The 19,041-nt window shown below is 46.4% G+C and carries 19 protein-coding genes; 5 read left to right on the top strand and 14 right to left on the bottom strand.

What is annotated here, in order from left to right; all coding sequences use genetic code 11:
• Positions 1-6: 6 nt before the first annotated feature.
• From BQ1619_RS00270 to BQ1619_RS00210, 13 genes are all read right to left on the bottom strand, one after another.
• A complete protein-coding gene (locus tag BQ1619_RS00270; protein WP_114661530.1) occupies positions 7-255 on the bottom strand; it encodes a BolA family protein in 249 nt (82 codons plus the stop codon).
• A gap of 45 nt (positions 256-300) precedes the next feature.
• Positions 301-1,101, bottom strand: a complete 801-nt coding sequence (locus BQ1619_RS00265; protein ID WP_231968352.1) for an ABC transporter permease — start codon at positions 1,099-1,101, stop codon at positions 301-303.
• Positions 1,098-1,850: an ABC transporter ATP-binding protein gene (locus BQ1619_RS00260; RefSeq protein WP_162784555.1), complete on the bottom strand. Its 753-nt coding sequence runs from the start codon at positions 1,848-1,850 to the stop codon at positions 1,098-1,100. Before BQ1619_RS00260 ends, BQ1619_RS00265 begins: the two co-directional genes overlap by 4 nt.
• 2 nt (positions 1,851-1,852) lie before the next feature.
• Positions 1,853-2,110 carry an STAS domain-containing protein gene (locus BQ1619_RS00255; protein ID WP_114661524.1) on the bottom strand — a complete coding sequence of 86 codons (258 nt, stop codon included), beginning with the start codon at positions 2,108-2,110 and terminating at the stop codon, positions 1,853-1,855.
• A 10-nt stretch (positions 2,111-2,120) separates the two neighbouring features.
• Entirely contained in the window at positions 2,121-2,762 is a 642-nt protein-coding gene (locus tag BQ1619_RS00250) for an MlaC/ttg2D family ABC transporter substrate-binding protein (protein WP_114661522.1), read from the bottom strand.
• Positions 2,763-2,833: 71 nt separating this feature from the next.
• Positions 2,834-3,547: an MlaA family lipoprotein gene (locus BQ1619_RS00245; RefSeq protein WP_231968351.1), complete on the bottom strand. Its 714-nt coding sequence runs from the start codon at positions 3,545-3,547 to the stop codon at positions 2,834-2,836.
• A gap of 44 nt (positions 3,548-3,591) precedes the next feature.
• Positions 3,592-4,074 carry an outer membrane lipid asymmetry maintenance protein MlaD gene (gene mlaD, locus BQ1619_RS00240; protein WP_114661518.1) on the bottom strand — a complete coding sequence of 161 codons (483 nt, stop codon included), beginning with the start codon at positions 4,072-4,074 and terminating at the stop codon, positions 3,592-3,594.
• 21 nt (positions 4,075-4,095) lie between these two features.
• On the bottom strand, positions 4,096-4,893 hold the full coding sequence (mlaE, locus tag BQ1619_RS00235; protein WP_174222084.1) for a lipid asymmetry maintenance ABC transporter permease subunit MlaE: 798 nt from the start codon (positions 4,891-4,893) through the stop codon (positions 4,096-4,098).
• The gene (locus BQ1619_RS00230; RefSeq protein WP_114661516.1) at positions 4,893-5,741 is read right to left on the bottom strand and encodes an ABC transporter ATP-binding protein; all 849 of its coding nucleotides are present in this window, start codon (positions 5,739-5,741) and stop codon (positions 4,893-4,895) included. Before BQ1619_RS00230 ends, mlaE begins: the two co-directional genes overlap by 1 nt.
• 10 nt (positions 5,742-5,751) lie before the next feature.
• Positions 5,752-7,215: a glutamate synthase subunit beta gene (locus BQ1619_RS00225; RefSeq protein ID WP_114661514.1), complete on the bottom strand. Its 1,464-nt coding sequence runs from the start codon at positions 7,213-7,215 to the stop codon at positions 5,752-5,754.
• A 38-nt stretch (positions 7,216-7,253) separates the two neighbouring features.
• A complete protein-coding gene (locus BQ1619_RS00220; RefSeq protein WP_114661513.1) occupies positions 7,254-11,999 on the bottom strand; it encodes a glutamate synthase-related protein in 4,746 nt (1,581 codons plus the stop codon).
• 98 nt (positions 12,000-12,097) lie between these two features.
• On the bottom strand, positions 12,098-12,751 hold the full coding sequence (locus BQ1619_RS00215; protein ID WP_114661512.1) for a transposase: 654 nt from the start codon (positions 12,749-12,751) through the stop codon (positions 12,098-12,100).
• A 12-nt stretch (positions 12,752-12,763) separates the two neighbouring features.
• Complete coding sequence (locus tag BQ1619_RS00210) at positions 12,764-15,100, bottom strand: penicillin-binding protein 1A (RefSeq protein WP_114661511.1); 2,337 nt, start codon at positions 15,098-15,100, stop codon at positions 12,764-12,766.
• A gap of 118 nt (positions 15,101-15,218) precedes the next feature.
• Here BQ1619_RS00210 and BQ1619_RS00205 point away from each other — a divergent pair, with 118 nt between their 5' ends.
• From BQ1619_RS00205 to aroB, 5 genes are read left to right on the top strand one after another with little or no spacing between them, the layout of a single operon-like run.
• Positions 15,219-15,755 (top strand): hypothetical protein, encoded by a 537-nt coding sequence (locus tag BQ1619_RS00205; protein ID WP_114661510.1) that lies wholly within the window; start codon positions 15,219-15,221, stop codon positions 15,753-15,755.
• Positions 15,755-16,414, top strand: coding sequence for a secretin and TonB N-terminal domain-containing protein (locus BQ1619_RS08810; RefSeq protein WP_197711792.1), 660 nt, complete (start codon positions 15,755-15,757; stop codon positions 16,412-16,414). The genes BQ1619_RS00205 and BQ1619_RS08810 overlap by 1 nt, the downstream gene beginning before the upstream one ends.
• On the top strand, positions 16,393-16,980 hold the full coding sequence (locus tag BQ1619_RS08805) for a hypothetical protein (protein WP_197711791.1): 588 nt from the start codon (positions 16,393-16,395) through the stop codon (positions 16,978-16,980). The genes BQ1619_RS08810 and BQ1619_RS08805 overlap by 22 nt, the downstream gene beginning before the upstream one ends.
• Before the next feature lie 12 nt (positions 16,981-16,992).
• Positions 16,993-17,517 (top strand): shikimate kinase, encoded by a 525-nt coding sequence (locus tag BQ1619_RS00195; RefSeq protein ID WP_114661509.1) that lies wholly within the window; start codon positions 16,993-16,995, stop codon positions 17,515-17,517.
• 8 nt (positions 17,518-17,525) lie between these two features.
• The gene (gene aroB / locus BQ1619_RS00190; protein ID WP_174222108.1) at positions 17,526-18,608 is read left to right on the top strand and encodes a 3-dehydroquinate synthase; all 1,083 of its coding nucleotides are present in this window, start codon (positions 17,526-17,528) and stop codon (positions 18,606-18,608) included.
• Positions 18,609-18,627: 19 nt separating this feature from the next.
• On the opposite strand, the gene cyaY is transcribed toward aroB, so the two are convergent.
• The gene (gene cyaY, locus BQ1619_RS00185; protein ID WP_231968349.1) at positions 18,628-19,035 is read right to left on the bottom strand and encodes an iron donor protein CyaY; all 408 of its coding nucleotides are present in this window, start codon (positions 19,033-19,035) and stop codon (positions 18,628-18,630) included.
• Between the last annotated feature and the right edge of the window lie 6 nt (positions 19,036-19,041).

Here is a 19,041-nt window from a genome sequence, read left to right as displayed (position 1 = left end):
ATAATTTTATTGTGCAGAACTTTGTGCAAACTCTTCGGGGGTAAATGCTTTGATTGATAGGGCATGTACTTCAGCCTTCATGCGATCACCCATTGCGCCATAAACCAACTGATGCCGTTGCACTAAACGCTTGCCCTCAAACTCTGGACTAACAATGGTGGCAAAAAAATGTTGTCCATCACCCTCGACTTGGATATGGGTGCATTGAATTCCTTGCTTAATATAGCCCTCAATTTGCTCAGGGGTTGGCAACATCCTTCTCTCCAAAAACGCACGAATTTGATTTCTAAAATTTAATGATTAATGGCGCAGCTTGTAGCCCTTTTGCAATAGACGCAAAGCAATAGCCGAGACGACAATAAAGAAACACAACACGATTGCTAGGCTGCTCCATGGGGCAACATCGGACACTCCAAAAAAGCCAAAGCGAAAACCATCGATCATGTAAAAAATTGGGTTGAAATGGGGCACGACTTGCCAGGCTGGCGGTAGCGAATGAATGGAATAAAAAACACCGGACAGCATGGTCGCAGGCATGATGATGAAATTTTGAAACGCCGCAAGCTGATCAAACTTATCTGCCATGATGCCGGCAATCAAGCCCAAGCTTCCCAATATTGCCGCCCCCAAGAACGCAAATACCAAAATCCAAATCGGGTATTCCAACGTAGGCATACCAAACCAGATTGTGATGATAAATACGCCGAAGCCCACGACAATCCCTCGGAATACCGCCGCCAAAATATATGCCGCATAAAACTCAAAGTGACTTAGTGGCGCAAGTAATATAAAGACAAGATTGCCAGTAATCTTCGATTGAATCAATGAAGATGAGGTATTTGCAAACGCATTTTGCAAAACACTCATCATCACCAGGCCAGGAATTAAGAATGCTGTGTAGCTCAGGCGACCGTAAACCTCTTTACCATCCAATACATGGCCAAAAATCATTAAATACAAAATAGCTGTTAAGACAGGAGCCGCAACTGTTTGGAAAGCCACCTTATAAAAGCGCTTTACTTCTTTGAAGAGAAGTGTCGGGAAACCGCTGCCGTATTCAAGCGCCGGCTTATTTAGCACTCTTTGTAAACGATTAATCACAATGCGCTCCCCGACATGATGTTCACAAAAACATCTTCGAGGTCCATTCTGCCATCACCATTTTTTTTATTCGAGCCGTAGCGCGTTAATAAATTGGCGATGATATCGAGCGCAACAATTTTGCCTTGTTTCAGCATTGCAATTCGTTGGCATAAAGCTTCCGCTTCTTCCAAGTAGTGCGTGGTCAATACGATCGTATGCCCATCTTGGTTTAGGCGACTGATGAATTGCCACAAAGACTGACGCAACTCCACATCTACGCCAGCAGTTGGCTCATCCAGAATAATCACAGGGGGACGATGTACTAATGCTTGCGCAACCAAGACTCGGCGCTTCATTCCACCAGATAACGCGCGCATATTGCTATCGGCTTTACCAGTCAGATCCAAATTCGCCATGATCTCATCGATCCATGCATCGTTCTTACGAATGCCAAAGTAACCTGACTGAAAGCGCAAAGTTTCACGTACTGTAAAGAATGGATCAAAAACCAATTCTTGAGGAACTACACCAAGCATGCGGCGGGCCTCACGGAAAGCGCTTTGCACATCTGCCCCAAGAATGGCCGCCTGCCCTTTATCCGCCCTTACTAAGCCCGCCAAGATCGAAATGAGCGTAGACTTTCCAGCGCCATTGGGGCCCAAAAGCCCAAAAAATTCTCCCGACTCAATCTCCAAAGAAACATCGTCAAGAGCCTGAAGAGCTCCGTAATGCTTTGATGCATGTTTTATTGATATCGCAGAATGCACGTTTATAAACCCAACAATTCTGAGACGCCATAGACACTGGCTAGCACTTTTAATTTTTCAGGTGGCCGCTCAAGCGCCATTTTTATTCCATCCGCTTGTAACTTTTTTTGCCAAGCCAGAAACACCGTTAATACTGTTGAATCAAAATCAGTCAGCGCTGAACAATCAATCGTTTGCAAAGACGAAATGTTCATCACACCCTCTTTCTCCAACTGCAGAGCATTTGCTTCTGTAACTATTTGCGGCAAAAGAAAGGGCATATTTCTAGAATTAATTTGCAGGTTTTGCGGCAGCTAACTGCTTATTACGCTCTTGCAAAAATTTCACAAGGCCCTCGATACCATTCTGGCTAATTTGATTCGCAAATTGATTGCGGTAGGCCTCTACAAGCCATACGCCCATGATGTTCATATCGTAGACCTTCCAACCCTTATCGGTTTTTTCTAAATGGTAGTCCAATGGCACGGGATCGCCGCGACCTAATACAACAGTCTTCACAACGACCTCTTTATCGTCTGGTGCTGCGCGAAGCGTTTTAAATTGCACAGTCTGATCGCGTAACTGACTCAACGCACCGGAATAGGTTCGGATAAGCAGCCCCTTAAACTCAAAAGTGAGTTGCGCCTGTTGTTCAGGTGTCGCTTTTTTCCAATTCGGCCCCATTGCCATTTCCGTAGTGCGACGCATGTCGGCATAGGGAACGATTTTCTTTTCCACTAAATCAACAATTTTGGGGATATTCCCTTTCTGAATTTCAGGATCGGCTTTTACAGAAGCCATGACCTCAGTAACGACCATCTTGATTAATGCATCTGGTGGGGTCGTCTGATCCGGAGCTTGCGCAAATAGGGGGCTTGAAAAGCTCAGTGAGACAGCCGCTAAAACACTTGAAATCCATCCGCATTTTTTCATTAATTTAGCTCGCTTGGTCGTTATTTCTAATTCAGTCAATAAGGGCTCATTTTAGCCCGCTAACAGCTTATTTATTCGTACGGGTTTTCGTAGACCGGCATGAGCGGCTCTTCGTCATCGCGACCTTCATTAACTTGATACTCACGTCGCTGAATATAGGCATCGCGCATAAAACTGTATTTATCTATGGCTGCACCATCGAGCAAATCACCCGCCTCGTAATAAGTATTCCTAGCGTTTACAACACGTAATCCGGTGATGCTATTTCTTAATGCAACGTTCGGCAGCAATCTAAATAGGTAGTCAGACTCCAAGTCCGCCACGGTACCAAAGGTGTCTCGTACATTGCTGGGACCAAAGAAGGGTAAGACTACATAAGGACCCGCTGGGACACCCCATACACCCAAGGTTTGCCCCCAATCCTCTTTATGCTTTTCAAGACCACCTGGCGTTGCCAAATCGATCAAGCCACCCAGACCCATCGTCGTATTAACGACAACTCGCATGAAGTCATTAAATGCGTAACCTGGCTTACCTTGCAACAAATTAAATAATGCGGTGTAAATATCGTTGTAGTTGCTAAAGAAGTTATAAATTCCTTCGCGCACAAACTCTGGGAGTACGAAACGATAGCCTGCCACTACGGGCTTGAGGAGGCAAGCATCAAGACCTTCGTTAAATTCAAACACAGAGCGATTAAAGGATTCCCAAGGATCTTGCGGGGATGGCTCAACACCAGCCGGAATCGAGGCACAACCCACTAAGCTGGCGGCTACCAGCAGCAAAAGCAATTGCTTTATTTGGCTTGTGAGCCTGCACACCCAAAACATTATTTTGTAGCGCCTTTTTCTTGACCACTGTCTGCAGCCTTGTTGTACAAAAACTGGCTAATTAAATTCTCAAGAACAATTGCAGATTGTGTCTGGGTAATCTTCTCTCCATTTGCCAACATATCGTCAGATCCACCCGCTTCTAGACCAATATATTGCTCGCCCAGCAAGCCTGAAGTCAAAATCTTTGCGGAGGAATCCTTGGGAAACTTATAAGACTCATCGATCGTCATCACCACGGTTGCCTGATAGATTTTGTCATCGAACGCAATATTGGCAATGCGACCAACGACAACGCCGGCACTTTTTACAGGAGCGCGAGGCTTCAAGCCGCCGATATTGTCAAAGCGAGCGGAAATTTTGTATGTCGGTGCAAATGAGACAGCATTCATATTGCCCACCTTCAAGGCCAAAAATAATGCCGCCAACAGGCCGATGGCAACAAAAATTCCTACCCAGACATCAATTGCACTTTTTCTCATAAGGGCCTCAGTTTATTCTTTCTAGTTCGAGAACATCAATGCGGTGAGCAAGAAATCTAACGCCAACACTGACAATGACGAAATTACCACAGTCCGCGTGGTTGCCTGTGAAACACCTTCAGGGGTAGGTCTTGCTTCATAGCCTTGATACAAGGCAATAAATGTCACCGCCACACCAAAAACCAAACTCTTAATTAAGCCGTTTCCAATATCAGAAAAGAGGTCAACACCACCTTGCATCTGCGACCAAAATGCCCCTGAATCAACTCCAATTAACGGCACGCCAACAAAATAGCCGCCCAATACACCCACTGCCGTAAAGATGGTAGTCAGCAACGGCATTGAAATAATGCCCGCCCAAAGGCGCGGGGCAATCACGCGACCTAATGGATCAACCGCCATCATTTCCATAGCAGTTAGTTGCTCGCCTGCTTTCATTAACCCAATCTCGGCGGTCAAGGACGTGCCAGCGCGCCCTGCAAATAACAAGGCGGTAATCACTGGACCCAGTTCACGGGTTAGAGATAGGGCAACTAGCAAACCTAATGCCTGCTCTGAACCATAACGATTGAGTGTGTAATAACCTTGCAACCCCAATACAAATCCGACGAACAAGCCAGATACGGCAATGATCACAAACGAATGATTGCCAACAATGAGTATTTGGTCAATTACTAAACGCGGTCTTTTTAGTAAAAAGCCAGAGCGCCAAATGACTGCAACAAACATTCGTGCAGCTAAACTAAGACTAGTCAAATTGCGATGAATAAAAAACCCAAGGTCCCCAAATAGATTAAGCAACGCCTGTAATAGAGGCATTAGGCCCTCACTCCAAAATCATCCTTAAAGCTTTGACCTGGATAATGAAACGGTACTGGACCATCCGGGGCAGCGTCTAGAAACTGGCGAACAAATGGATCGGTAGAGCGACTTAATTCTTCTGGAGTGCCTTGCGCGCCAATCTTTCCATTGGCAATGAAGTACACATAACCTGCAATTTCAAAGGTTTCCTCAACATCGTGAGTCACCAATAAACTCGTGGCTCCCAGGGCATCGTTTAAATCTCGAATTAACCGTGCGGTGATGCCCAAGGAGATCGGGTCTAAGCCCGCAAAGGGCTCGTCATACATGATGAGCGGCGGATCTAAAGCAATTGCTCTAGCGAGCGCAACACGTCTTGCCATGCCTCCAGAAATTTGCGAGGGCATTAAATCACGAGCTCCACGCAAACCTACTGCATTTAGTTTCATCAACACTAGCGAACGCAAAAGCTCTTCACTCAGATTGGTATGCTCGCGCAATGGAAATGCAACATTTTCAAAAACACTAAGGTCTGTGAATAGCGCACCAAACTGAAACAGCATGCCCATGCGACGACGTGCTTGCATCAATTGGCTACCCGACATCGTACCGATGTCTTTGCCTTCAAAGAAAACTTGCCCAGATTGCGCTGTAAATTGGCCGCCAATTAATCTCAGGATTGTCGTTTTGCCGCATCCCGATCCGCCCATGACCGCAACGACTTGACCACGCCGAAACTCCATATTGAGTCCCGACAGAATTTGTCGTTCGCCAGGCGCATAGGAGAAGTCGACGTCCTTGATAGCAACGACAACATCACCTAGGGATTTTTTAGTATCCAATGCGCTTGGAAACGAACTATTCATATCCCCGATATTATCGGGGCAAAACGGATGATCCCATCAAATATTGGTCTACTGCCTGGGCGCATTGACGACCTTCACGTATTGCCCAAACTACCAAGGATTGCCCACGACGCATATCTCCCGCAGCAAATGCTTTCGGAACATTCGTTTGATAGGCATTTTGACCCTCTACGGTTGCTTTAGCGTTACCACGAGCGTCCTTTTCAACACCAAATGCATTCAGAACTTGCTGAACTGGTGAAACAAAGCCCATTGCTAAAAGCACCAAATCGGCCTTGATCTCAAATTCAGAATTTGGAACTTCTGACATTTTTCCGTCTTTCCATTCCAGGCGAACGCCAATTAGTTTTTCAACTTTGCCGTTTTTACCTTCAAAACGCTTCGTACCAACCGACCAATCGCGATCGCAACCCTCTTCATGAGAAGAAGAAGTGCGAAGCTTCGTTGGCCAGTACGGCCATACCAATGGCTTATTTTCAACTTCTGGCGGCTGTGGCAATAATTCAAATTGGGTAATCTTCGTTGCGCCATGGCGATTTGAAGTGCCCACACAATCAGAGCCTGTATCACCACCACCAATCACTACGACATTTTTGTCCGTTGCCCGAATTTCATTCTTAAAGTCGCCAGCGTTTTCTTTGTTTTGTGGAATCAAAAACTCCAATGCGAAATGAACGCCATCAAGCTCACGGCCCGGAACAGGAAGATCACGAGGCTGCTCAGCGCCACCAGTGATCACCACTGCGTCAAAATCTTTCATGAGCTGATCTGGGGAAACCGTCTTGGTCGAGTAATTTTTGACCGCAGCGCCTATTGCTTCCTTACCAACAAAAACACCGGTTTCAAATTTCACGCCTTCGGCTTGCATTTGCTCTACGCGACGATCGATAAGCCATTTCTCCATTTTGAAGTCGGGGATGCCGTAACGGAGTAAACCGCCAATACGATCATTCTTTTCAAAAACAGTTACATCATGACCAACGCGCGCCAATTGCTGAGCAGCAGCCATGCCTGCAGGCCCACCGCCAACGATTGCCACTTTTTTGCCGGGTTTTGTTTTCGATGGCTGTGGTTTTACCCAACCACTTTCCCAGCCTTTATCAATGATGGCGTGCTCAATGGATTTAATACCCACTGGCGCACGATTGATGCCCAATGTACATGCGGCCTCGCAAGGCGCTGGACAAATGCGGCCAGTAAATTCCGGGAAGTTATTGGTTGACTGCAATACATCCAGTGCATTTTTCCAGTCACTATGAAATACCAAGTCATTGAAGTCGGGAATGATATTGTTCACTGGGCAGCCGTTATTACAAAACGGAATGCCACAGTCCATGCAACGCGCTCCCTGAACTTTTGCTTCTTCATCCGTTAATGCAGCAACAAACTCTTTGTAATGGTGGAGACGTTTAGTGGGCGCTTCGTATGTCTCATCGACGCGCTCAAACTCCATAAATCCAGTGACCTTACCCATATCGAATCCTTGGTATCTTTTATGTCTATCAGTATTAATTAGTCAGTAACTGCTTTCTTTTGCGCCTTCTCCCATAATTTGCCCAGAGCACGTTTGTACTCCGTTGGGAGGACCTTCACAAACCGACTGCGAGCATTGTCCCAATCAGCCAGAATTGCCTTAGCACGCTCCGAGCCGGTATAGCGGAAATGGCACTCAATCAAGCTCTTCAAGATTTGCTCGTCTGTCAAGCGCTCGCCACCGACTTTCACATCAACAGGGGCATGCCATTCAGCCTTCGGAATCTTGGCGCTTTGCTCTGCGGATGGCAGCACTTTTTCTAAAGTTTCCATACTGGTGTTACAACGCTTGTCAAACAAACCATCTTCGTCGTAGACATAAGCAATACCGCCGCTCATGCCTGCTGCAAAGTTACGACCAGTTGCTCCCAGAACAACAACCGTGCCGCCGGTCATGTATTCACAACCGTGGTCGCCAGTGCCCTCTACAACGGTGGTAGCGCCTGAATTACGTACTGCAAAACGTTCGCCAGCAACGCCATTAAAGAATGCTTCGCCAGCAATCGCACCGTACAGTACGGTATTGCCAACGATGATGTTCTTCGAGGTATCGCCACGGAATTCATGGGGAGCACGAACGATGACGCGACCACCTGACAAACCCTTACCTACGTAGTCATTTCCATCGCCCACCAAGTCTAAGGTGATACCGCGCGCCAAGAATGCCGCAAAACTCTGGCCTGCAGTGCCATTCAACTGGATGTGGATCGTGTCATCCGGTAAACCTGCATGGCCATAACGTTGCACTACTTCGCCAGACAGCATTGCACCGACAGTACGGTTCACGTTTTTCACAGGGACGATAAAGGAGACTTTCTCGCCACGCTCTAAAGCGGGCTTACTCTTCTCAATCAAAATATTGTCGAGTGCATTTTCAAGACCATGGTCTTGAGTTAGCACTTGATAACGTGGCACATCACCAGCTACTTGTGGCTCAGCAAAAATTTTGCTGAAGTCCAAACCATGCACTTTCCAGTTTTCAATACCTTTACGGGTGTCGAGTAAGTCAACGCGACCAATTAAGTCATCAAACTTTCGAATGCCCAGTTGCGCCATGATTTCGCGCGCTTCTTCCGCAATGAAGAAGAAGAAGTTCGCTACATGCTCAGGCTTGCCAGAGAACTTCTTGCGCAATTCGGGGTCTTGAGTTGCAACGCCCACTGGGCAGGTATTGAGGTGACACTTACGCATCATGATGCAACCTTCAACGACTAGGGGGGCTGTAGCAAAAACAAACTCATCTGCGCCCAATAGAGCGCCAATCACCACGTCGCGACCAGTCTTCATCTGGCCATCGGCCTGAACACGAATACGGCTACGCAATCCATTAAGCACCAATGTCTGTTGAGTCTCAGCTAGACCAAGCTCCCATGGAGAGCCAGCATGCTTAATAGAGGACAGTGGAGATGCGCCTGTACCGCCATCATGACCAGCGATGACTACGTGATCTGCTTTTGCCTTAGCAACACCAGCGGCAACAGTTCCCACTCCAACCTCGGAAACCAGCTTTACTGAAACGTCTGCTTTCGGATTGACATTCTTCAGGTCGTGAATGAGCTGAGCAATATCTTCAATCGAATAAATATCATGGTGCGGAGGAGGCGAAATCAAACCGACTCCCGGAACTGAGAAACGTAATTTACCAATGTAATCGGATACTTTTCCGCCAGGCAATTGACCGCCTTCGCCAGGTTTTGCGCCCTGCGCCATTTTAATCTGCAATTGATCGGCAGAACGGAGATATTCTGTAGTGACCCCAAAACGACCTGACGCAACTTGTTTAATTTTGGAGCGCAAAGAATCGCCATCTTCCAATGGAATATTGGCTTCGACTACTTCACTTCCCAAAATACCCGAAAGGGTTTCGCCTTTCTTAATCGGAATACCTTTGAGTTCGTTAACGTAGCGGTTTGGATCTTCACCGCCCTCTCCTGTATTGGACTTACCACCAATACGGTTCATCGCAATCGCCAAAGTGGCATGCGCTTCAGTTGAAATGGATCCCAAAGACATCGCGCCCGTTGCAAAACGCTTCACGATCTCTTTCGCCGGCTCAACTTTATCCAATGGAATGGCTTTGCTTGGATCAAGCTTGAACTCAAATAAGCCGCGCAAGGTCATTTGACGCTTGGTTTGGTCATTAATGATGTTGGCGTACTCTTTATAAATCTGATACCCCTTATCAGCACCAATACGTGTTGAGTGTTGCAACTTCGCGATAGTGTCAGGAGTCCACATATGGTTCTCACCACGAATACGGAAGGCGTATTCACCACCAGCGTCGAGCATATTCGTTAGAACGGGATCATTTCCAAAAGCAGCGCTGTGCATACGTAAGACTTCTTCAGCTACTTCGAATACACCGATACCACCCACGTTAGATGGTGTCCCTTTAAAGTATTGATCAATAATGTCGCGGTTCAAACCAATGGCTTCAAAAATTTGTGAGCCGGTATACGACATGTAAGTCGAGATACCCATTTTGGACATAACTTTTTGAAGGCCTTTACCAACAGCTTTGACAAAATTCTTCACTGCTTTTTCGCCAGACAAGTCGCCTGACAAACCTTTGGCCATATCGACCAAGGTTTCCATTGCCAAATATGGGTGAACAGCTTCAGCCCCATAACCCGCCAAGAGCGCAAAGTGATGAGTCTCACGAGCGCTGCCTGTTTCAACCACGAGGCCCACACTATTACGTAGTCCTTTTTGAACCAAATGTTGATGGATAGCAGAAGTTGCCAATAATGCTGGAATAGCAACATGCTTCTCATCCACTTGACGATCACTCACGATCAAAATGTTGTAACCAGAGCGAACAGCATCGGCAGCTTCTGCACACAGAGAAGCCAAGCGCGCCTCAATACCTGCCTTGCCCCAGGCTACTGGATAGCAAATGTCCAACTCATAGGATTGGAACTTGCCATTGGTGTAGTGGCCAATGTGACGAATCTTCGTGATGTCATCAAAATCCAAAATTGGCTGACTCACTTCTAGTCGCATTGGAGGATTGATGTTGTTGGTATCTAACAAGTTTGGCTTTGGACCAATGAAAGAAACCAAAGACATCACCATGTTTTCACGAATAGGATCAATCGGCGGATTGGCCACCTGCGCAAACAACTGTTTGAAGTAATTATATAGCGGCTTATTCTTATTGGAGAGTACGGCCAACGGACTATCGTTACCCATCGACCCAATCGCCTCTTCACCATTCATGGCCATTGGAGCCATGAGGTACTTAATGTCTTCTTGGGTGTAACCAAACGCCTGCTGACGATCGAGCAGCTTGGCTGCTGGACGAATGGTGGTCTTTTCATCGATCAAGTCCGCTTTGCTAGCGTCAACTTCATCAAGCTTCACGCGAACCGCATCAATCCAGCTCTTATACGGCTTGGCTTTAGAAACGGCATTCTTGAGCTCAACGTCATCAATGATGCGGCCCTGCTCCATATCGATCATGAACATCTTGCCTGGCTGCAAGCGCCATTTTTGAACAATCTTGCTTTCCGGAATCGGTAATACACCCGCCTCAGAAGCCATGATGACCAAATCATCATCGATTACGTAGTAGCGCGCTGGACGTAAACCGTTGCGGTCCAATGTTGCGCCAATTTGACGACCGTCCGTAAATGCCATTGCTGCTGGACCGTCCCATGGCTCCATCATCGATGCGTGATATTCATAGAACGCACGACGATTGTCATCCATCAATGTATGATGTTCCCATGCTTCTGGAATCATCATCATCATGGCTTGCGCCAGTGGATATCCAGACATCACCAACAACTCTAAGCAGTTATCAAAACATGCAGTATCAGATTGACCTGGATAAATTAAGGGCCAAAGTTTTTGTAAGTCGTCCCCCAGCACTGGGGAGCTAATTGCACCTTCACGTGCCTTAACCCAGTTGACATTACCTTTAACCGTATTGATTTCTCCGTTGTGGGCAATCATGCGATACGGGTGAGCCAGCTCCCAAGCTGGGAAAGTATTTGTGGAGAAACGTTGATGCACCAAGGCCAGAGCCGATACAGTGCGCGGATCTTGCAAGTCTTGATAGTAGGCGCCCACTTGATTCGCCAAGAGCAAACCCTTGTACACAATCGTGCGTGCAGACATTGATGCAACAAAATATTCTTTGCCATGCTTGAGATGCAAATCTTGAATCGCATGGCTTGCGGTTTTACGAATGACATACAACTTACGCTCAAGTGCATCAGTAGTCATAATGTCACGGCCACGGCCAATAAAAATTTGCCGAATGAATGGCTCAGTCATTTGCACTGTGGGCGACATCGGTAACTTCACATCAACCGGAACGTCTCTCCAACCTAAAACGACTTGTCCCTCCAAGCGCACAGTGCGCTCCAATTCCTGTTCGCAGGCCAAACGTGATGCATGCTCTTTCGGCAAGAAAATCATGCCTACGCCATACTCACCTAACGGTGGCAATGTGACGCCTTGTTTAGCCATCTCTTCCCGATACAAAGTGTCTGGAATCTGAATCAAAATTCCTGCGCCATCGCCCATCAGCGGATCAGCGCCTACCGCGCCCCGGTGATCTAAATTCTCCAAAATCTTCAGACCTTGGGAAACGATCTCGTGGGATTTCTTACCCTTAATGTGCGCTACGAATCCGACACCACAAGCATCATGCTCATTACTAGGGTCATATAAACCTTGAGCGATTGGGCGAAGATCTGATTTGATTTGTGTAGTCATAGTATTTCCGATGGCTCGAAGGCCTAATTACTTTTGGAGGATCAAATATAGGTGAATACCCATATCGACGCAATAGAAATAAAATGACTCTGTCCCATTTATTTTGATGAAGCACCAAAATGTTTTAAAAGCTTTTTAGCGTAAATATCACTCACCCAGGGTTTTGAACGAATGAGGGATTCGGTAATCTGTCGGTCCTCCCAGTGTGGAGCGCCTTCCTTCACAAAGTTTGCCCAAGCCAACTGCCGCTCAAAGGGGGTATTACCCAACTTCCAGAAATACGGATGGTCAAATAACCATGGCTCAGCTTTTCCACCAATATGGGTTGCAAAGCTTGTCCATAGCGAATCTTGAGGAGAAGATTCATAGCCTGCCCGAACAGGATTTAACTCAATGTAACGCTGACACCGTAAAAAATAATCTGGGTCTATTAATGATGACCAATATCGCCCCTCCCAAATTGTTCCCGAGCGATGATGCAGTTGATTGAAATATTGGGCATAACGACGACCTAGCGATTGCATCGTCTTTGCTAATGCATGTTCATTTTGTGGTGTAAGCAATAGATGCACATGATTTGGCATCAATGCAAACGCATGAACAGCACAACCAAATTGTCGTGCGGCATCCCGCAACCAATCTAAATAGATGCGACGATCCTCTTCGCTAAAAAATAATGCTGCACGATTATTGCCGCGTACCAACACGTGCATTGCTTGGCCAGGAATAACGGTGCGCGCTTGCCGAGCCATGATGATGACGAACTACTGCAGTTCGCGCACTCCACTACCACGAGAAAATTCGGGAATAAACCAATCGCCATCTGCTTGCGTGACGCCTTCAGGTACGGCACGCGATTCCTGTGGCACATCTTTTAAAGCAGTGGACATATAGGAGATCCACATTGGCAAAGCTAGGCCCCCACCGGTTTCTCGATCACCCAAGCTTGCAGGCTTATCAAAACCAATCCAGGCAATAGCGACTACTTTCGGGTTGTAACCTGCAAACCAAGCATCATGGGATTCATTCGTAGTGCCGGTTTTGCCAGCGACATCACTACGACCCAACTTAGCGCGAGCCGAAGCAGCGGTGCCTGTCTTCGTTACTTCCTGCAACAGGCTATCCATCACAAAGGCAGTCCGAGCATCTAGTACACGCGGTGCACCGTCACCAACAATAGTAGGCTTTGCTTCAAAAAGCACATTGCCTTTAGAGTCCACCATCTTGCTAATTAAAAATGGATCTACATGATAGCCACCATTCGCAAATACGCTGTATGCCGAAGCCATTTGCAATGGAGTGACTGATCCAGCACCTAACGCCATGGTGAGGTACGGGGGATGCTTCTCTGGCTCAAACCCAAAACGCTGAATATATTCTTGTGCATATGATGGGCCAATAGCTCGAATGATGCGCACAGAGACTAAGTTCTTGGATTTTGCTAAAGCAGTACGCAAGAGCATCATGCCGTCATATTTACCATCGTAATTTTTTGGTTCCCACGCTTGACTGCCAGTTTCCATGCTGCCAATCGATAACGGGGCATCATTGACCATGGTGCCGGGGGTGAAACCTTTCTCAATCGCAGCAGCATAAATAAACGGCTTAAAGGATGAGCCTGGTTGCCGCAATGCTTGCGTGACGTGATTGAATTGATTGCGTCGGAAATCAAATCCGCCCACTAGAGAAAGAATTGCTCCTGTATCGGCATTCATAGACACAAAAGCGGCCTCCACCTGTGGCAGTTGTGCCAGTTTCCAAACGCCCCCATCGGAAAGCAATCTCACAATCGCGCCTGGACGTAAGCGTTTTTTGGGTTGCGTGCTATCCGTTATCGATGCGGCAGCCAGCTTCATACCTTCGCCCTTTGCCGTAATAGTGTCACCCGTTGAAATCATGACTTGCATTTCTTTTGGCTTCACATCTAACACAACACCAGATTGCAGATCATCGAGTTGTGGATAGGTTAACAATGCTTCATCAATGGCACGCTGACGCTTCACTGGATCTTCGGGTAATTCAATAAAACCTTCTGGCCCACGATAGGCATGGCGTAAATCGTATTCAAAAATTCCACGACGAACCGCTTTGTAGGCTGCATCTTGATCGGCCTTAACGATCGTTGTGTAGACATCAATACCCTGAGAATAAATAGCTTCGCCATATTGACTGAACAGCAACTGGCGCACCATCTCCGCAGGGAAATCAGCCCTTACGGCAAACTCATTCCCTAGACCTCGAATGTGTAATTCTTCTGCCATCGCCTTCTGGTACTCGTCAGTGCTGATGTAGCCGAGATCCCGCATTCGTTGCAAGATATATTCTTGGCGAATCTTTGCACGCCGGAAATTTGTTACTGGGTTATAGGCCGAAGGGGCTTTAGGCAAACCCGCCAACATTGCCGACTCAGCGATCGTGATGTCTTGTAAATCTTTACCAAAGTAAATCTGTGCTGCGCTAGAAAATCCATACGCGCGTTGACCCAAGAAAATTTGGTTCATGTAGATTTCAAGAATCTTGTCTTTGGTTAATTGCGATTCAATTTCCCAGGCCAACAAGACTTCATAAATTTTGCGACTAAAGGTCTTCTCGTTGCTGAGGAAGAAGTTACGCGCAACCTGCATCGTAATGGTCGACGCGCCTTGAGATAGATGGCCACGTAAATTTGTAGCGGCAGCTCGAATAATGCCCACATAGTCAACGCCACCATGCGAATAAAACCGATCATCCTCAATTGCCAACACAGCATTTTTCATGCTTGCCGGCATCTCACTTAGCGGAATGACTTTTCGGCGCTCCTCGCCAAACTCACCAATTAAAACTTTATCCGCCGTATAAATCCGCAAAGGCGCTTTGGCGTTGTAGTCCGTTAAGGCAGAAATTTTCGGTAGATTGGGTTTGGCAACTAAAAATGCATAACCTAACAACATAGTTACCACTAACGCTAAGGCAACCCCAAGAATGAGCAACGCTTTAATAAGGGGGCCGCCCGATGACTTGCGTGGCAAACCAGGATCCAAACGAGGTTGACGCAAGCGTCTATCGGGCTGACGAATAGGACGTTGATTAAACGTCAGCTTGTCTTTTGGGGGAAGCGCCATAAGCTCAAATTATAGGGTGCTTAAGTGATTTCACTAAAACATTCAAAACCTGTACTTTCTGACACAAAAGTCACGAAATCCTGATTGATTTTTAGACTTCCTTTTTTAAAAATAGGGCATGCCTTCACGCCATATCTCACCGCAATCCTTTGATAAGCTTTTATACGAACTGGGCGATGATCCTGTCATTCCAGACCTCCATGGAATACGGAAGCCAGCCTCCCCTAAAGCTCCTGCAAAAGCACCCATTCAAATCCAACTCCCTGGCTTAGTTGACCTCAAGAAGATTGGGGTTTTGGCAGGACTTGGAATAGAATTGGCCTGTTTTGGCCTTTACCTTTTTGCTCTCTTTGAGCAAGCTCCGAGTGATCTTTCAGCATCGAATCATCATCTTCAATTAGAGGTCTCCAAACTTCAAAAAGAGTTGGTCGCCTTACGAGAAGAAATCCTGGATGTAGAGGATGAAATATATGAATCAATGGATTTATTAGAAGTAAGTATTCACTCTTTTAATAAAAATAAGTCCTCTAAGAACTCAAAACCAATGGATTTGGCAATACCTCTGGAGTCTGAACTACGACATTGGCGCTATTTAGGCCTAAGCCAAATCCAGGACTCTCAGCGTGCTTTTTTCACAATGGCAAAGGGATGGTAATGCTTAAAAAGGGATCGATTTCCTTGGGTGAATGGCGACTCACCAACCTGAAAAAAGAACTTGCTACCTTCCACACCCACAAGGGAAATCGCTCACCCTTAAACCGTCAAGACCTGAATGATTTGTCGATTCAAAAATATGTCCAATCACGTTTTCGGATTGTCCTATTGGCAGTGATTTTTAGCGCCAACGCAAATGCGGCATCAGCGCCCCATAACGTATTTGAAGTGCCCATCAGTTTGCAGTTTGTAGATATTGAAGTTGCAGAACTTTTACAAATTCTTGCCAAGATTGGACAAACCAATTTTTTACTAAGCGATTCCATCAAAGGCAAAATCACAGTCGATCTAAATCAGACCCCATGGCAAACTGCACTGCATTCCATTTTGGCTGGCCGCGGTTTGCGCTTAATTCGAAACGGGGATATTTATTGGATTGGTCCTTATGCAGAAATTTCAGCATTCCAAAAACATCGCCGTGAAGATGCCGCACTTTTATTTGGTGGGGACCACATCAATAGCCCTAGGCAAATTCTGATTGAAGCCCGAATCGTAGAGGCTGACGAGCGTTTTGCTAGAGAGCTAGGTACGAAATTAAGCCACCAAGCTGACGGCATGGGCAACTCGGGAACAATAAGATGCATGGAAATGTTGATTTAGCGGGTGCAGGAGTAAACGGCTTTCATCCCGCAACCGTTGCTGCAACATTACTTTCGAAAAACGCAAGTCGACTTCTGCAAATTGAACTATCAGCCCTTGAATCTGAAGGGCGGGGAAAGATACTTTCCAACCCGCGCATTATGACAGGGGATCAGGTTAAAGCAACAATCGAACAAGGCACTGAATTGCCTTATCAAACAACCTCACAAAATGGCAGCAAACTGCAATTTAGAAAAGCAAATCTGCGATTGGAGGTATTGCCAAAAATTCATCCAGACGGAAAGATTTCGATCCTAGTGGGGATTAACAAGGACACCATTGGCATGAAAACAGAGCAAGGCTACGCAATCGATACCAAAACTCTGAGCTCTGAAGTCACCGTTAAAAATGGTGGAACCGCAATTATTGGCGGGATCTTTCAAACAACCGAGAGCGAGGATGAGGTAAAGGTTCCTTTGCTAGGCGATATTCCTCTGATTGGGGCTTTATTTCGTCATAAATCCAAATTAAAAGATAAAACCGAGCTCTTAGTCTTCTTAACCCCTACTGTTCTCGATAAACCCTAATAAAATCAGAGGATGAACTCTGCGACCAACAATATCTTTCTAATCGGCCTAATGGGCGCCGGGAAGTCAACCGTTGGTAAGGTACTTGCAAAAAAATTAGGGCGCCGTTTTTTTGATGCCGATCATGTTATTGAAGAGCGTTGTGGAGTCAAAATTCCGGTCATCTTTGAGATGGAGGGAGAAGCGGGTTTTCGTAAACGTGAGGTACAAGCTATTCGCGAAGTCACCAGCGAAAAAAATATTGTGTTGGCGACAGGCGGTGGCGCCGTACTTTTACCGGAAAATCGCAAAGCATTAAGTGAACAGGGCACCGTCATTTATCTTTATGCCAACCCAACGGAGCTATGGCATCGGACCAAGGGGGGCGAGGGACGCCCTCTGCTGCGCAATGGTAACCCCAAGAAAATATTAGAAAATTTATATGCCATTCGCGACCCACTCTATCGTAAGATAGCTGACCATATCATTGAAACTGGCAAGCCTAGTGTCAATCAATTGGTCAATACATTAATCATGCAGCTTGAACTCTCTAACTGAAATTTATGATGAAAACACTTGAAGTTGATTTAGGCAATCGCAGCTATCCTATTTACATAGGAACTGATTTAATTGATCAGCCAGCTTTATTTAACGCCTGCGAAAAGTCAACCTCAATTTATATCGTCTGCAACACGACTGTTGCGCCTTTGTATGCACAACGCCTCACCAAAACTTTAAGCACCTTTGGTAAGTCTGTCCAAACCATTGTGTTGCCTGATGGAGAGTCTTATAAGGACTGGAAAAATCTTCAGCTCATTTTTGACGATCTGCTGAAATTTGGAGCCGATCGCCAAACTATGCTCATTGCTTTAGGCGGTGGCGTGATTGGAGATATGACTGGCTTTGCAGCAGCCAGCTTTATGCGCGGCACTCGCTTTATTCAAGTGCCTACGACAATTTTGTCACAGGTAGACTCTTCGGTTGGCGGCAAAACCGGCATTAATCACCCGCTGGGTAAAAACATGATTGGCGCTTTTCATCAGCCAGTTGCAGTTGTTGCCGACCTCAATACTTTAAAAACACTCCCCGCGCGCGAACTCTCGGCAGGCCTTGCCGAAGTTATTAAACATGGTGCAATTGCCGATGCAAAATTTTTGGATTGGATCGAAGCTAATGCAAAATTATTGCTCGCTTGTGATACTGATGTGATGAGCCATGCGGTATTGCGGTCATGCGAAATTAAATCGGCAGTCGTTTCTGCTGATGAGCGCGAAGGTGGTATCCGCGCAACTTTAAACTTTGGCCATACATTTGGACACGCTATTGAGGCAGGGATGGGTTATGGAGAGTGGTTACATGGCGAAGCTGTTGGTTGTGGAATGGCTCTAGGGGCCGACCTATCCTGCCGACTCGATTTGATTAGCAAGGTTGATGTTGAGCGTATCACGAAAATCATTCAATCGATGAATCTTCCTACCAACCCACCAAAATTTGGTGCGAAGCGTTATATGGAGCTTTTGCAAGTGGACAAGAAAACTGAGGGCGGCCAAATTCGCTATGTTGTTTTAGAGAAGATTGGTAAGGCCCAAATACTGAGCGTCCCAGATGCTCAGGTCATGGAAACCTTGGCCGCAGCTGGGGCTGCCTAAGCCGATAATTTCCTACTAATTACAGCAATTGAATTTTGACTGGCCGTCCCGCCTGAGTGCTAGCAAAGGTAGATAAATCGCTCAAAAGCTCTTTACCGGTCTTGGTATCTAGCCACAATGGCTGCGACATGGTGCCTGCCCAGCGATAGTGATATCCACCCGATTTAGCAGCCACCCAAATTTCATGCAAAGGAGGTTGGGTGTTCACCACAATGACGCTTTTGTCTCGAAAACGAATAGTGATGACATTGCCGCCTTGGCGCTCAACGTCCAAATCTAAATCTAATTCATCATCAGCGGCCTCTAGAGCCACTTCGATCGATTGCAACAATTGGCTACCTAGTTGGTGAAACTGCTTGTCATCGATCGTTTCTACACCAGAATTATTTGGATTCATCTCAGAGCCTTGCATGCTATATTCAATCATTCGTTT

Source organism: Polynucleobacter necessarius, assembly GCF_900095195.1.
GTDB lineage: Bacteria > Pseudomonadota > Gammaproteobacteria > Burkholderiales > Burkholderiaceae > Polynucleobacter > Polynucleobacter necessarius_G.
This window is presented reverse-complemented; position numbering and strand designations above follow the sequence as displayed.

Excerpts from the sequence above, each read along its gene's own strand:
- BQ1619_RS00270 (WP_114661530.1), bottom strand. The coding sequence starts at position 255 with ATGTTGCCAACCCCTGAGCAAATTGAGGGCTATATTAAGCAAGGAATT.
- BQ1619_RS00255 (WP_114661524.1), bottom strand. The coding sequence starts at position 2,110 with ATGCCCTTTCTTTTGCCGCAAATAGTTACAGAAGCAAATGCTCTGCAG.
- BQ1619_RS00250 (WP_114661522.1), bottom strand. The coding sequence starts at position 2,762 with ATGAAAAAATGCGGATGGATTTCAAGTGTTTTAGCGGCTGTCTCACTG.
- mlaD (WP_114661518.1), bottom strand. The coding sequence starts at position 4,074 with ATGAGAAAAAGTGCAATTGATGTCTGGGTAGGAATTTTTGTTGCCATC.
- mlaE (WP_174222084.1), bottom strand. The coding sequence starts at position 4,893 with ATGCCTCTATTACAGGCGTTGCTTAATCTATTTGGGGACCTTGGGTTT.
- BQ1619_RS00230 (WP_114661516.1), bottom strand. The coding sequence starts at position 5,741 with ATGAATAGTTCGTTTCCAAGCGCATTGGATACTAAAAAATCCCTAGGT.
- BQ1619_RS00225 (WP_114661514.1), bottom strand. The coding sequence starts at position 7,215 with ATGGGTAAGGTCACTGGATTTATGGAGTTTGAGCGCGTCGATGAGACA.
- BQ1619_RS00220 (WP_114661513.1), bottom strand. The coding sequence starts at position 11,999 with ATGACTACACAAATCAAATCAGATCTTCGCCCAATCGCTCAAGGTTTA.
- BQ1619_RS00215 (WP_114661512.1), bottom strand. The coding sequence starts at position 12,751 with ATGGCTCGGCAAGCGCGCACCGTTATTCCTGGCCAAGCAATGCACGTG.
- BQ1619_RS00210 (WP_114661511.1), bottom strand. The coding sequence starts at position 15,100 with ATGGCGCTTCCCCCAAAAGACAAGCTGACGTTTAATCAACGTCCTATT.
- BQ1619_RS00205 (WP_114661510.1), top strand. The coding sequence starts at position 15,219 with ATGCCTTCACGCCATATCTCACCGCAATCCTTTGATAAGCTTTTATAC.
- BQ1619_RS08810 (WP_197711792.1), top strand. The coding sequence starts at position 15,755 with ATGCTTAAAAAGGGATCGATTTCCTTGGGTGAATGGCGACTCACCAAC.
- BQ1619_RS08805 (WP_197711791.1), top strand. The coding sequence starts at position 16,393 with ATGCATGGAAATGTTGATTTAGCGGGTGCAGGAGTAAACGGCTTTCAT.
- BQ1619_RS00195 (WP_114661509.1), top strand. The coding sequence starts at position 16,993 with ATGAACTCTGCGACCAACAATATCTTTCTAATCGGCCTAATGGGCGCC.
- aroB (WP_174222108.1), top strand. The coding sequence starts at position 17,526 with ATGAAAACACTTGAAGTTGATTTAGGCAATCGCAGCTATCCTATTTAC.
- cyaY (WP_231968349.1), bottom strand. The coding sequence starts at position 19,035 with ATGATTGAATATAGCATGCAAGGCTCTGAGATGAATCCAAATAATTCT.